General features: G+C 68.6%; 12 protein-coding genes. 6 read left to right on the forward strand and 6 right to left on the reverse strand.

The features are described 5' to 3' along the window. Positions 1-182 precede the first annotated feature (182 nt). The gene (locus tag A4R44_RS02465) at positions 183-1,886 is read left to right on the forward strand and encodes an ABC transporter family substrate-binding protein (RefSeq protein WP_369805818.1); all 1,704 of its coding nucleotides are present in this window, start codon (positions 183-185) and stop codon (positions 1,884-1,886) included. Positions 1,887-1,946: 60 nt separating this feature from the next. Here the strand turns inward: A4R44_RS02465 and A4R44_RS02470 are convergent, their stop codons facing one another. The 5 genes from A4R44_RS02470 to A4R44_RS02490 all read right to left on the reverse strand — a co-directional run bounded on the left by A4R44_RS02470 (position 1,947) and on the right by A4R44_RS02490 (position 7,934). Next, positions 1,947-2,978 (reverse strand): ABC transporter ATP-binding protein, encoded by a 1,032-nt coding sequence (locus A4R44_RS02470; RefSeq protein WP_067575966.1) that lies wholly within the window; start codon positions 2,976-2,978, stop codon positions 1,947-1,949. Continuing rightward, a complete protein-coding gene (locus A4R44_RS02475) occupies positions 2,975-4,072 on the reverse strand; it encodes an ABC transporter ATP-binding protein (RefSeq protein ID WP_067575968.1) in 1,098 nt (365 codons plus the stop codon). The genes A4R44_RS02470 and A4R44_RS02475 overlap by 4 nt, the downstream gene beginning before the upstream one ends. Continuing rightward, positions 4,069-5,028: an ABC transporter permease gene (locus A4R44_RS02480; protein WP_232791469.1), complete on the reverse strand. Its 960-nt coding sequence runs from the start codon at positions 5,026-5,028 to the stop codon at positions 4,069-4,071. Before A4R44_RS02480 ends, A4R44_RS02475 begins: the two co-directional genes overlap by 4 nt. Next, the gene (locus tag A4R44_RS02485) at positions 5,021-6,001 is read right to left on the reverse strand and encodes an ABC transporter permease (RefSeq protein ID WP_067575970.1); all 981 of its coding nucleotides are present in this window, start codon (positions 5,999-6,001) and stop codon (positions 5,021-5,023) included. Before A4R44_RS02485 ends, A4R44_RS02480 begins: the two co-directional genes overlap by 8 nt. A gap of 187 nt (positions 6,002-6,188) precedes the next feature. Then, entirely contained in the window at positions 6,189-7,934 is a 1,746-nt protein-coding gene (locus A4R44_RS02490) for an ABC transporter family substrate-binding protein (RefSeq protein ID WP_067575973.1), read from the reverse strand. Between the two features lie 658 nt (positions 7,935-8,592). Here A4R44_RS02490 and mshB point away from each other — a divergent pair. Genes mshB through A4R44_RS02505 form a run of 3 tightly spaced genes read left to right on the forward strand, consistent with a single transcriptional unit; the run spans position 8,593 to position 10,602 of the window. Then, entirely contained in the window at positions 8,593-9,420 is an 828-nt protein-coding gene (gene mshB, locus A4R44_RS02495; protein WP_067575975.1) for an N-acetyl-1-D-myo-inositol-2-amino-2-deoxy-alpha-D-glucopyranoside deacetylase, read from the forward strand. Then, a complete protein-coding gene (locus A4R44_RS02500; protein ID WP_067576564.1) occupies positions 9,417-9,818 on the forward strand; it encodes a hypothetical protein in 402 nt (133 codons plus the stop codon). Before mshB ends, A4R44_RS02500 begins: the two co-directional genes overlap by 4 nt. Continuing rightward, positions 9,811-10,602, forward strand: coding sequence for a hypothetical protein (locus tag A4R44_RS02505; protein WP_067575977.1), 792 nt, complete (start codon positions 9,811-9,813; stop codon positions 10,600-10,602). Before A4R44_RS02500 ends, A4R44_RS02505 begins: the two co-directional genes overlap by 8 nt. 4 nt (positions 10,603-10,606) lie before the next feature. Here A4R44_RS02505 and A4R44_RS02510 read toward each other — a convergent pair whose 3' ends face one another. After that, positions 10,607-11,365 (reverse strand): site-2 protease family protein, encoded by a 759-nt coding sequence (locus tag A4R44_RS02510; protein ID WP_093573276.1) that lies wholly within the window; start codon positions 11,363-11,365, stop codon positions 10,607-10,609. A gap of 223 nt (positions 11,366-11,588) precedes the next feature. On the opposite strand from A4R44_RS02510, the gene A4R44_RS02515 reads away from it, so the two are divergent. Continuing rightward, positions 11,589-11,912, forward strand: coding sequence for a WhiB family transcriptional regulator (locus tag A4R44_RS02515; protein ID WP_037355639.1), 324 nt, complete (start codon positions 11,589-11,591; stop codon positions 11,910-11,912). 456 nt (positions 11,913-12,368) lie between these two features. Next, a partial coding sequence (locus tag A4R44_RS49875) for a glycosyltransferase family 2 protein (RefSeq protein ID WP_232791496.1) occupies positions 12,369-13,915 on the forward strand: 1,547 nt, incomplete at its 3' end.

The raw sequence follows: 13,915 nt of genomic DNA on the forward strand, positions 1-13,915 counted from the left end.
CGACGGTGGTTCGCGCGTCCACTCTTATGGCGGTACCCGCTCCGATGTCACGGAGCGGCGGCCGATGTGGGAATCTCGATGCCGGCCCCCGCCCTGGCATGGCAGCATGTCCGCTCGGACCACGGAGCGCGGCGGGAACTTTCAGGAGGACGAGCGTGCGATTCGGACGCCGGCTAGCGCCGGTGCTGGCGCTGGCGGGAGTACTGCTCGCCGCGTGTTCGAACACCCCGCCGCCCCCGGTGGTCACGTCGGCCCCGCCGTCGAGCACGACCAGCGCGGCGTCGCTCTCGCAGATCGTGGTCGGCGTGGACGACGTGGTCGGCGGCTACAACCCGCACAGCATCGCGGACTCCTCGACGATCACCACGGCGCTGTCGCAGCTGCTGCTGCCCTCGGTGTTCCGCCAGTCCGACGACGGCACGCGCACGCTCGACAAGACGCTGATGGTCTCGGCCGAGGTCGTCTCGCAGGTGCCGTTCACGGTCAAGTACGTCATCCGCCCGGACGCCTCGTGGTCCGACGGCGCTCCGATCGCCACCGAGGACTTCATCTATCTCGCCAATGCGATGAAGACGAATCCCGGCGTGATCGACCCGGCCGGGTACCGGCTGATCTCGGACATCGAATCCCGCGACGGCGGCAAGGGCGTCGAGGTCACCTTCAGCAAGCCGTACCCGGCCTGGCAGACGCTGTTCGACAACCTGCTGCCGCAGCACCTGCTCAAGGACTCGCCCGGCGGCTGGACGAACGCCCTCGCGACGAGCTTCCCCGCGGTAGCCGGACCGTTCGCGATCAAAACGATCGACACCGCCCGCGGCGAAGCGACGCTCCAGCGCAACGACCGGTACTGGGAAAAGCCGGCCGCGGTCGACACCCTGATCCTGCGCCGCTCCGACGCGGCCGGCATCGCGACCGCGCTGCGCAGCGGCAACGACCAGTTCTCCCTGACCCGCACCGATTCCACCGGCCTGCAGCTGCTGAACGACCTGGGCTCGGCGGTCAAACTGCACCCGGTGCCGCGGCCGCTGACCGCGTCGGTGCTGCTGCGCCCGGTGAGCGCCACGCTTTCCGAGCCCCAAGTCCGCGCGGGCATCGCCGCGCTGCTGGACCGCGGAAAGCTGATCACGACCGGGGCGAAGGGCGGCCCGTCCGCGACGCTCAAAGCGGACGCCCAGGTCCTGCCGCCTTCGGCGAAGGGGTACGCGGCCACCATTCCGGCCGGGCCGCCAGCCGCGCCGGACGCGACCAAGGCCGAGCAGTACTTCACCGCCGCCGGGTACAAGAAAGAAGCCGGCGTGTGGCGCAAGGGAAACAAGACGCTGTCGATCGTGCTCGCGTCGCCCGGCGATCAGGAACCGTACGCGTCCATCGCGAAGGAACTGGCATCGGAGCTGGTCGCGGGCGGCATCGAGGTCAACCAGATCAAACCGCAGCCGCGTGATCTGTATTCGTCCCTGCTGGCAATGCCGGTGGTGAACGGGAAACAGCAAGCGAGCCCGGACTCGAACAGCACCGTCGGCGTCGACATCGCCGTGGTAGGCCAACCCGTCGGCGGCGACCCGGCGACAGTCTTGGCTTCGAGCTACGGCTGCGCCCCTGAACCCGCGCCCGTGGACAAGACGAAGCCCGTCATTCCGGCCAACCCCGCGGGAATGTGCGACCAGGGCCTGCAGGCGACGATCGATTCCGCCCTTACCGGTTCGGCGACCGTCACCGACTCGCTCAAGACGCTGGAACCGCAGCTGTGGTCCCAAAACGTCGTGATCCCGCTGTTCCAGGAAGCCGAGACGTTGGCGGTAGGCAAGGGAATCTCCGGCCTGACGCCCGGTCCGCCGATGCAGGGCCCCTTCGGCTCGGCGGTGAACTGGACCCGCGGCACCACCTGATCCGGCACGGGAAAAGGGGCCCCGCACTGATCCGTGCGAGGCCCCTTTTCCCGTGCTGCGTCAGATCAGCTGCAGGCTTTCCGCGAAGTGGCACGCCACCGGGTGCGCGTGGCCGCGGTCCACCAGGGCGGGCTCTTCCGTCTTGCACTTCTCGCGTCCGGCGTCGTCCAGCTGGTTCGCGAACTTCGGGCACCGGGTGCGGAACCGGCAGCCCGACGGCGGGTTGGCCGGGCTGGGCACGTCACCGGTGATGACGATCCGCTGCCGCGTCCGCTCCTTGCGCGGATCCGGCACCGGAATCGCCGAGATCAGCGCCTGCGTGTACGGATGCGCCGGGGTCTCGAACAACTCCTCCGAGGGCGCGGTCTCCACGATCTTGCCGAGGTACATCACCGCGATCCGGTCCGCCACGTGCCGCACCACCGAAAGGTCGTGGGACACGAACAGATACGACAACCCGAACTCCGCCTGCAAATCCTTCAGCAGGTTGAGCACGCCAGCCTGGATCGAAACGTCCAGCGCGGACACTGGCTCGTCCAGTACCAGCACCTTCGGCCGCAACGCGAGCGCGCGGGCGATGCCGATGCGCTGCCGCTGACCGCCGGAGAACTCGTGCGGGAACCGGTTGCCGTGCTCCGGGCGCAGCCCGACGGTCTTCATCAGGTCGCGGACCTGCTGTTTGCCGCCGTTGTCGTACAGCCCGTGGATGCGCAGCGGCTCGGCGATGATCTCGTTCACCGGCAGCCGCGGGTCGACCGAGGCGTACGGGTCCTGGAACACGATCTGCATGCTGCGCCGCAGCCGCTGCAGTTCGCGCTTGCCCATGGACGCGAGGTCTTTGCCCTCGTAGGTCACCTTGCCGCCGGTGAGCGGCTGCAGCGCCAGCGCGATCCGGGCGGTGGTCGACTTGCCGCAGCCGGATTCGCCGACCAGTGCGAGCGTCTCGTGCGGGTAGATGTCGAACGACACGTCCGACACCGCCTGCACCGCCCCCGAAACGCGGCGGATCAGGCCGCCGCCGCGGATGGGGAAGTGCTTCACCAGGTTCTGCGCGGAGAGGACGGGCGACTGTCCCGTCGTGGCCTCGCTCATCGGTTCGTCTCCGTGTCGGTCGCGGCGGCCTCCACGGCGACCGGGACGGCTGCCGCGTCGGCCGAGGTGGCGCTGAACAGCTCGGCCGGGTCCTTCCCGACAACCTGCTCGGTGAAGTGGCAAGCCGCGTGCTGGCCGTTCGGACCGGCGACGAGCGCCGGCTCGTCCTCGTCGCAAATCGGCTGCGACAACGGGCAGCGCGGGCTGAACGGGCAGCCCGGCGGCATGTTCTGCGTGGCGGGCGGCGAACCGGTGATCGGCGTGAGCCGTTCGGTCTTCACGTCCAGCCGCGGCAGGCTGCCGAGCAGGCCCAGCGTGTAGGGCATCCGCGGGTTGTAGAAGATGTCGTCGACCGTGCCGGACTCGACGACCTTGCCCGCGTACATCACGTGCACCCGGTCCGCCTGACCCGCGATCACGCCGAGGTCGTGGGTGATCAGCACCATCGCCGCGCCGGTTTCCTTCTGCGCGGCCTGGAGCGCTTCGAGGATCTGCGCCTGCACCGTCACGTCGAGCGCGGTGGTCGGCTCGTCCGCGATGATCACGTCCGGATTGTTGGCCATCGCGATCGCGATCACCACGCGCTGGCGCATGCCGCCGGACAGCTGGTGCGGGTACTCGTCCGCGCGCTGCGCCGGGTTCGGGATGCGGACCAGGTCGAGCAGTTCGACGGCCTGCTTCTTCGCGACGTCCTTGCGCACGTCGTGGTGCGCGGTGATCGCCTCGGAGATCTGGTCGCCCACGGTGTACACCGGGTTCAGCGAGGTCATCGGGTCCTGGAAGACCATCGCGATGCCCTTGCCGCGGACCCTGTTCAGTTCCTTCTCGCTGCACTTCAGCAGGTCCTGCCCGCCGAACCGGATCGAGCCGGACACTTTCGCGGTCTTCGGCAGCAGGCCCATCACCGCGAGCGAGGTCACCGACTTGCCGGAGCCGGATTCGCCGACGATGCCGAGCACCTCGCCGCGGCGAAGCTGGTAGTTCACCCCGCGCACGGCGCTGACCACGCCCTCGCTGGTCGGGAACTGCACGGTCAGGTCCTCAACGACGAGGACGGGATCGCCGCCGCGTCCGTCGGAGACGTTCTGGGTCATGCGCGCACCTTCGTCTGCTGGGGGTCGAACGCGTCCCGCAGGCCGTCCCCGATGAAGTTGATCGTCAGCGCGATCAGGATGATGAAAATGCCCGGGAAGTAGAACAGCCACGGCCGCGTGTCGATCGCGGTCTGCGCGCTGCTCACGAGCAGCCCGAGCGAGGTGTCCGGCGGCTGCACGCCGAAGCCGAGGAACGACAGCGCCGTTTCGAGCAGGATGGCGATCGACACGAGGATCGTCAGGTTGACGATGATCGCGCCGAGCGCGTTGGGCACCAGGTGCCGGAAGATGATCCGGCTGTCGCTCGCGCCGAGCGCCTTCGACGCCTCGACGAACTCCTTCTCGCGCAGGGAAAGCACGACGCCTCGCGCCACCCGGGACACATACGCCCAGTAGAGGCCGGCGATGACGACCGCGATCAGCCACCACGTGCCGCCGGACTGGTGGCCGAGCACCGCGGCCACCGCGAGCAGCGGCAGCGTGAGCACGAGGTCGGCGATCCGCATGAGGACCGTGTCGATCCAGCCGCGGTAATAACCGGCGATCGCGCCCCACACGGTGCCCACGACGGTCGCGAAGATCGCGACCAGGATCGAGATCTGCAGGGAGATCTGCGTCCCGCGCATGACCTGCGCGAGGGTGTCGTGGCCGACCGCGTCGGTGCCGAACGGGTGGTCGCCCGAGGGCGGGGCCGAGTTCTGGTCGGTGATGGCGCCCGCGTCGTACTTCCAGATCGCCGCGCCCACGTAGGCGAACAGGATGATCAGCACGAACACGACGAGGCTGATCATCGCGAGCCGGTGCTGCAGGAACCGCCGGAAGACCAGCTGCGCCTGGCTGCGCTCCTTGACCGTGAACTCGCGTTCCGGCGCGCCCTTCGGGGTCTGCGGGTCGTCCGGAGCGAACCGAGCACCGCCCAGGGTGGTGGGCGGAGTGGGGATTGCGTCGTTAGGCATAGCGGATCCTCGGGTCGAGCAGGCCGTAGAGCAGATCGGCGACCAAGTTGAGCAGGATGATGAACGTGGCCGCGATGAGAAGCCACGCTTCCACCGCGTACACGTCGCTTCGCTTGATCGCGTCCAGCAGGAAAGCGCCCGCGCCTTGCCATTGGAACACGGTCTCGGTGACGACCGCGCCGCCGAGGATCGAGCCGATGTCGAGTGCGGTCACCGTGGTCAGCGGGATCAGCGCGTTGCGCAGCGCGTGCTTGCGCGTCACCGTCCAGCGCGGCAGGCCCTTGGCCCGCGCGAGGCGGACGTAGTCGCTGTTGAGCACTTCGAGCATCGACGCGCGCTGGTAGCGGCTCCAGGCCGCGTAACTGGTCAGCGCGAGCGAGATCGTCGGCAGGATCAGGTGGCCGAGCACGTCGCCGAACTGGTCCCAGAACCCGCCCGCGGCGACCACCGACGAGGACCCGATGGTGTAGAAGACCTGGTCGCCGACCGTCGTGTTGATCGAGATGCCGATCTGCTTCAGCACGAGGGCGAACCAGAACGACGGCATCGACAGGAAGAGGAAGCCGAAGAAGGTCGCGGTGTAGTCGAACTTGGAGTACTGCCGCGACGCGCTGATCACGCCGATCAGCACGGCCAGGATCAGCGCCACCACCATGGCGAGCACGATCAGCCGCAGCGTCACGCCGAACCGGCCGAACACCTCGCTGCCGATGTTCATGGTGGACTGGACCGAGGGACCGAAATCACCGTGCAGCACGCCGGTGATCCAGTGCCAGTATCGCTCAAGAATCGGCTGGTCGAGATGCAGCCGGATGCGTTCGAGCTCGATGGTGCGAGGGGGCGGCGGCGGGTTTCTCGCGATCAGCGGAGTCAACGGGTTGGCCGAAAGCGACACCATCACGAAGACGACGAACGTCGACACGATGAGGATCGGCACCGAGACGAAAAGCCGGCGCAGTGCGAAGGCAAGCATGGAGGTCTTCCTGCTCTGGACGGTGTTCTGCCGGCGCCCGCCGCTCGTGGTGGCAGGGCCTTGGCGACGTAACGGGGCAATCGTGGTGTTCGGGAACTAATGGGGCAATTGTTCGCGGATACGGTGAAGGGCCGGCTTTGCGGCCGGCCCTTCACCGGTGCTCCTGCGGGAATCTACCGGTCGTTGATCACTTCCGGATGCCCCACTCCTGCATGTTGTACACCGGCCCGTCGAGGGTCGAGTTGTTGCGGATGTTCGCGATCTTGTCCGAGGACGCGATGAAGGTCGGCTTCTGGTAGAGCGGAAGCACGTACGCGTCGTCCGACATGATCTGGTCGGCCTGGTTGAGCAGGTCCGCCGCCTTGGTCTGGTCGGTCTCGGCGTTGGCCTGCGCCATCAGGCTGTCGACCTGCGGGCTGCTGTACTTGCCGTAGTTGTTGCCCTGCCCGGTGCCCCAGTTCTGGATGGCGCCGCCGAACGGGAACGGCGAGGCGACCCAGGCGAACACGATGACGTCGTAGTCGCCGCTGGTGGTGGTCTGGCCGAGGTCGTCGGTGGACTGCACCTTCACCTTGACGCCCAGCTGGGCCGCGGTCTGCGCGAACAGCTCGCACTCGTTCTGCCGGATCTGGTTGCCGACGGTGTAGCGGATGCGCAGTTCGGGAATGGCCTTGCCGCTCGGGTCGGACAGCTGGTTGTTGTTCAGCTTGTAGCCCGCGTCGGTCAGGATCTTCTTGGCCTTCTCGATGTCACCGGAACCCTGGCCGGTCGAGCTCACCGTGTCCTTGTAGCCGGTCTGCTGCGGCACGAAGTTGTGGTTGTTGAGCGGCTCGACCTTGTTGGTGAACTGGCCGACGGTCTTGGCGATCATGTCCTTGCGGTTGATCGCGGTGAACAGCGCCTGGCGCAGCGGCTTCTGGGACAGCGCCGGGTTCTTCAGGTTGAAGTCGAAGTGCTCCCAGGTCAGGCCGAGGCCGATGAACGAGGAGATGTTCGGCATGTTCTTGACCTGGTTGATCAGGTCGACCTGCGGCTGCGGGTAGATGACCTGCACCTCGTTGTTCTGCAGTGCGGTCGGCTCCTGGGTCGCGTCGGTGATCACGCGGAAGACGACGCTGTTCAGCTTCGGCTTCGCGCCCCAGTACTTCTCGTTCGGGACCTCGGTGACCGACTGGTTGTTGACGAACTTCGAGATCTTCCACGGGCCGCCGGACCAGGTCGGGACGGTCGTGCCGAACCACTTGAACGACTCGGCGAGGCCGGCCGGGGTGTTGATGTCGCCGTGCTGCTTGGCCAGGTGCGCCGGGTACATCGCGCCGCCGGAGCTCCAGAGCAGCTTCCAGTCGGTGAAGGGCTTGTCGAACACGACCGTCACGGTCTTGCCGCCGTCCGAGCCGGTGACGGACTTGACCTGGTCGTAGCCTGCGGTGCTGGCCGCGGCGCAGTCGGGGCAGTCCTTGCCGTTCTGGACCTTGTAGTTGTAGATGAAGTCGTCGGCGGAGAACGGCGTGCCGTCCGACCAGACCGCCTTCGGGTTCAGCTTGTAGACCACGGTCTGCGGGCTGGTGCTGGTGACCTCGGCCGACTCGACGAAGTCCTTGTTCAGGACCGGCTTGAGGTCCGGCGTCGCGTAGAAGGTGTAGGGCAGCAGACCCTTGGTGACCTCGCCGGTTTCGAAGACGTTGCCCTCGGCCGAGATGACGAGCCAGTTCGGCACGTTCTTCTCGATGGCGTAGGTGACGTCGCCGCCCTGCGTCAGCTGATCGGCCTGCGCCGAGTTGCAGGTGTTCGGGTTCTTGTCGCAGTCGGCGAATGCCTGCCCGGTCTGCACCGCGCTGTTGCCGCCTCCGCCACCGCATGCGGAGAGCAGAAGGGCCGCGCCCGCGACGAACGCGCCGAGTTTCGCGGCGCGCGACCTAGTCGTCACTAACATTCATTCTCCTTGCTCGACGCCGTCGCGGGTTTGCGAGGCGGCTCTTCCTGACGCGCAAGCACCGATCGGTATCGCGTTGCTCACCGTAGCCGTGAAACTTAGGCATTGGACAGACGGCAAACCTATCGATCCGGACACTCTCAGTGAGATCGTTGCGGAACAGATATCTCGTGCCCCCTGGTTGCACCGTGGTTTCCGCACTCGATTGACTACGGAATGTAGTTGATCAAGGGAATTCCAGACCGGTTCGGGTGGCAGTTCGGTCCAGCGGGCCGATGGGCCCGGCGGACAATTACCGCCCCGTTCCGTATGCGGTACCCCAGCTAATGGAGTAGTCACGCGGCCGCGACGTACCCGAAGTGACAAGAAATTGGTCCGATCTCGTGAAGCGAAACAATGCGCCCCCGCCGAACGCGGGCACGGCGGCCCGGACGGCGAAAGGTGCTCGGTGGGTGTTCCGAGCATCTTGCGTCCTGACCCCGGTATTCCGAACCGCGGAACGTTCCGCGGCCGGGAACGCCCACCGTCCGGGACGCTGGTCCGGCTTTGTGGGATGCGAGTGCATTTTCCCGTGCATGCCGCGGATTTTCCGGTCATCGAGCGCCGCGCCGGGGGTCGGCCTCCCCGGCGCGGACCCACCGGTCATTAACCTGAGGGCGTGAAGCGGAAGCTGCTGCTGGTCCACGCGCACCCGGACGACGAAAGCATCGCCACCGGCGGGGTCATCGCGCGTTATGCGGCCGAAGGCGCCGAGGTGTGCGTCGTGACCTGCACGCTCGGCGAAGAGGGTGAAATCGTCCCGCCCCGGCTCGCGCGGCTCGTCGCGGCGGAGGCCGACCAGCTCGGCGGGTACCGGTCCGGGGAAATGGCTGCCGCGGCCGCCGCCCTCGGCCTCGCCCGCCACGATTACCTCGGCGGCATCGGCCGGTGGCGCGATTCGGGCATGGCGGGCACTCCCGCCGCCGAGCACCCGCGGGCGTTCACCGGCGGGCCGGCGGTGGAGCAGGCCGCTCAGCTGCGCGAGCTCATCGACGATTTCGCCCCGCAGGTAGTCGTCACCTACGACTCCTTCGGCGGCTACGGCCATCCCGACCACATCCGCGCGCACGAAATCACCATGGCGGCGGCCCCGGAAGCCTCGTCGGTCCGGCGGGTCTTCCACGTCGTCCAGTCCGAGGCCGCGCTCACCGCAGGGCTCGCCGAACTGCGCGCCGACCGAACGTCACCGTTTCGGGTGGCTGACGACGGCGAGCTTCCGTCCACTCCGGACGGCAAGATCACCACCGTGGTCGACATCTCCGCGCACCGGCAGACGAAGCTGGCGGCACTGCGCGCACACGAAACCCAGCTGACCGTGGTCGACGGCGCGGTCAGCCACTTCGCACTGACCAACAGCATCGCGCAGCCGATCCCGTCCGCCGAATACTTCGTCCTCGCCCACGGCGACGCCGGCGGAGCCGAGACCGATCTGTTCGGCGGGTGGTGACCGTGCCTGCCCCGCTTGCTCGCGACCAGCGGCTGATGCTGGTGCTGCTGGCGTTCGACGCGGTTGTGCTGGCGCTGCTCGAACTGTTCTTCCTCCCGCTGCGGCTCGGCCCGCTCGGCGAGGTGCCATTGCCGATCACCGCGGTGGTCGGCGCGGTCACCACGCCGTGGCTGGTGCTGACCGCGGCGAAGCTCGTCCGTCCGGGGCTCTCGTTCGTGCCGCTGCTGGTGTGGGTACTCGTCGTGTTCGGGGTCGGCCTGTTCGGTCCGGGCGGCGACGTCGTGCTCGTCCAGGACTGGCGCGCGCTGCTGCTGCTCGGCGCGAGCGCTCTGCCCGCCGCGCTCGTCCTCGGCGGCGGGCTGGGCCGGGCCGCGGCGAAGGGAGGTGCCCGTGTCTGAGGCCATTTCGGACCGCCAGATCGTAGCGATTCTGCGCCCGTTCGTCCGCGCCTGCGCTCCGATGATCGACGCGCTGCGCGAGGCCGACCCGTTCGGCTTGCAGGCGCGAGCCCGGCGCGGCGAGGGCGAATTCTCCGATGCCGGGTTCAAGAAGAAAATGCTCCACGCGCTGACGACGGTGAAGGTGCCCGGCACCGCCGGATGGGCGGCGATGGACATCGACCAGCGCGCGAGCTGGTGGGTCAACCGGGTCGGCAGGCTCACCTCGTTGCTGACATCGATCCCCGGACTCGGCGGCGCGCTCGCCGACCGGCTGCCGGTGCAGGACACCCTCGGCGCGGCGTCGCAGGGACTGGTGCTGTGCGCGATCGCGGGGGAGTACGGCGTGACCGACGTCGGCAGCCGCGTCCGGCTGATCGCCTCGGCGCTGTTCGAACGAGACATCGACGCCGACCTCGCGGCGGGAGTGGCCCACGACAAGTCCGCGAAGTCCGCAGAGGACAGCGAGACCGCTCGGCTCACCGAGGAACTCGACGAATCCCACCGCAAACACGGCAAGGTGACCGCGAAAGCCGTCGCCAGCACGCTCTGGCACCTCGGCAAGTCGCTGTGGGGGATCACCGGCGAACTCGAGAAGCGCCCGCGCGGCCGATGGTTCCACCGGGCACTCGGGATGCTGCCGGTGGTCGGCGCGGCGGGCGACTACCTCGGCGAGCGCTCCGGGCTCAAAAAGGTCTGGAAGCGCGCGCACGCGTGGCTCATGGTCCACCGGGAGTGGGCCTGAGCCCTCAGCGCCAGAAGAGGAACGCTTTCTGCCCGATGGCGGCCGCGACCGCGTTGCCGCCGAGCGGTTCGTAGATGGCCCCGGCGATCGTCCAGAGCAGATCCGACACCGGACGGAAAAGGAAGAACAGCGCGAAGAGCACCAGCGGAGCCCACGGCCGCACCCGCGCGCCGAACGCCCGCGCCTGCGGCGAGAGGTACGGCTCCAGCGCGCCCCAGCCGTCCAGTCCCGGCACCGGCAGGATGTTGATCAGGAACGTCATCATCTGCAGCAGCGCGAGGTACGACATCGCGTAGAAGAGGCCGCTCGCCATCGGGATCAGCATGGTCGCCAGGCACAGCGCGGCGCCGACGGCGAGGTTGCTGAGCGGGCCGGCCAGCGAGGTCCACGACGCGGTCGCGCGATTGCGCAGCGCGCCGCGGTTGATCCACACCGCGCCGCCGGGCAGCGGGATGCCGCCGATCACCAAGAAGATGAGCGGAAGCACGAAGGACAGGACGGGGTCGGCGTAGCGCCGGACGTCCAGCGAGAGGTACCCCTTGTGAGCGATCTCGTGATCACCGCCGCGGAAGGCGACGAAGGCGTGCCCGAACTCGTGGAGCGTCAGCGAAGCCATCCAGCCGCCCAGCACGAGCAGCACGACGCCCGCGATGAACATCGGGTCGCGGGAACTGAGAAGAGTCGTTGAATCACCGTATGCAGCCAGGAAACCACCGGCGACGGCGACGGCGAGGATGCCGAGGAAGATCGGGCTCGGACGCACTGCTGATCTCTGCACCCCACCAGTCTTCCGTATGCCCGGTGTGAAGTCTTCGGCGTGTCCCCTTGCGCACCCGGGCCCAGAGATCCCCCGAACTCGCTACTCGGCTTGACCTGGCCGCACTACACAGGTGTAATCACAGTGATGTCATTCGCTGCCGGAGGGGGCAGCGGGTGTCGTTTCACCACCGCCAGCCTGGGGAGTGCGTAGGAGCGAGGAGGCGGACGTGCGGTTGGAAGCGGACAACAGGGAATGGGGGCACGTCGTGGGTTGGGGAGAGAACCCGGAGCAGCAGCTCGGGGATCTGACCGACCTTTTCGACGTCCCCGAGGAGCAGGACTGGCAGGAGCGCGCCCTGTGCGCGCAGACCGACCCGGAGGCGTTCTTCCCCGAGAAGGGCGGCTCGACCCGCGAGGCCAAGCGGATTTGCCTTGGCTGCGAGGTCAAGGACGACTGTCTCGAGTATGCGCTGGCGCACGACGAGCGCTTCGGCATCTGGGGCGGACTGTCCGAACGGGAACGTCGCAAGCTGAAGAAACGGGCCGTCTAAACGGGTTCCGGTTCCCCCGGTCCACGCGGACCGGGGGCGCGCCCGGCCGACGGCACGGCGGCGAGCGAGTGCTGCGCCCGGCGCGGCACGGCGGGATGGGAGTCCTCGCCGAGGTGGCACCGGGCACATTCGCCGGATTCGCGCGGCCCGGTCCAGCAGCGGGCGTGCGGGCAGAAGTGCCGTCACAGCGGCCGGAAAATCGGTGCTGTGCCGTGGTTCTCTTTGTGATCTTCGTCTTCCGCGGCGGAAACCCCGGGGCGCGGCGGATCTCGCGGCTGCACCGGGTGCCGCTGGTTCCCGCTTGAGCGCGCCGGTTCGGCGCTCGCGGAATTTCTCTCGTGCTCGGTTCGTCCACGCGGTGGGATCCGCCGGACGCGCGGCGTGGGCCGGTGCCCGCGCGTCGGCGCAGGCCGTAGGGTGACCGCACCCATCGTCCCGTCCGAGCAGGAGCCGTTCTTGCCTCGCACCGTCGTTCCGCCCGCTGTGCGGACGTTGCCCGTTCTGGCCATTGTGGTCTGTCACGACGGCGAAGAATGGCTGCCGCTGGCGCTTTCCGCGTTGCGGCGCAGCACAGTCCGCCCGCGGCACGTGCTCGCCGTGGACACCGGATCAACCGACCGTACCCCGAAACTGCTCGCCGACGCAGCGCAGCCGGGCGCGGCCGCCGAGGAACCCGTGCTGTCCGGAGTTGTCACTCTGACGAGTGAAACCGGATTCGCGGAGGCGGTCGCCGCGGGCGTCGCGCACGCGGTGGAACGGTGGGGCGACCCGGGAACGTGGCTGTGGGTGCTGCACGACGACTGCGCCCCCGAACCCGACTGCCTCGACCAGCTCGTCCGCGCCGCGGAGGAAAACCCGTCCGCGAAGGTGCTCGGGCCGCTCGGCATCGACTGGGCCGATCCGCGGTTGATCGTCGAAGCGGGGCTGTCCACCGACGCCTCCGGGCACCGCCAGCAGATGGCCGCGCCGGACGGCGAACCCAGCGAGGTCCTCGCCGTCCCGAGCGCCGGATCGTTGGTGCAGCGGGAACTCTGGGACGCCCTCGGCGGCTACGACGAGGACTTCCCGTTGCTGCGCGAGGATCTCGACTTCGGCTGGCGCGCCAACGCGGCGGGCTCGCTCGTGCTGTCGGTGCCCTCCGCGCGCGTCCGGCACGCTCGCGCCGTGTCCACCGGGCAGCGCACCCCGGACGCCGCCGGTCGTCCGCTGACCGCGCTGAACCGTTCGCACGGCGTCCGCGTCTTTCTCGTGAACTGCTCGACCCCGTCGTTCTGGTTCGGTCTCGTCCGGTTGCCGGTCATGCTGGTGCTGCGCGCATTCGTGTTCTTCGTGCTGCGGCGCACCACCGAAGCCGGCGCGGAACTGGCCGCGCTCGGATACCTGTGCGGCGGCAAGGGGAATCTCCGCGCGGCCCGTGCGCGGCGGCGCGAGCAGCCGCGGCCGGGCACCGTCCGCGGGCTCTTCACGAGCCGGATCGCGCGGCTGCGCAACGCGATCAGCGCCGGAGTGGTTGGACTCGTCCGGCGCGGGGTACAGAGCGATGTAGCACTCGGGACGGTGCCGGACAGCGTCGAGCAGGAGTCGGCGTGGATTCCGCCGGAGGCGCTCGCCGCGTCTGGCGCGCGTCCGGTCGGTCCGGACGCCTTGCCCGCCGGTGCGCTGCGCGGGCTGAGCACTCGCGGCCGAGGACTGCGTCGGCCGGGCACGGTCGTCGCAGTCACGTTGCCGGAAGCGCCGGTGTCCGAAGAGGACACCGAACCGGCCGGGGAGACCGCGGCCCAGCCGTCGCCGTCGCCCCGTCCGGAACCGGCCGCGCCGGAACCGGATCTGGTGTTCGTGGAGGTCAACCGGCGACGCGTGCTCGCCGCGACCGTCTTCGCGCCGCCAGTGGTGCTGGTCGTTCTGCTCACCGCGCTGGCTTTGGCGCTCAACCGCGGACGGCTCGGTCTCGACCTGTGGGGCGGCCAGCTGCTGCCGGTCGGCGGGCTCGGCGAGATCTGGTC

The sequence above is a fragment of the Amycolatopsis sp. M39 genome (assembly GCF_001651785.1).
Lineage (GTDB): Bacteria > Actinomycetota > Actinomycetes > Mycobacteriales > Pseudonocardiaceae > Amycolatopsis > Amycolatopsis rubida.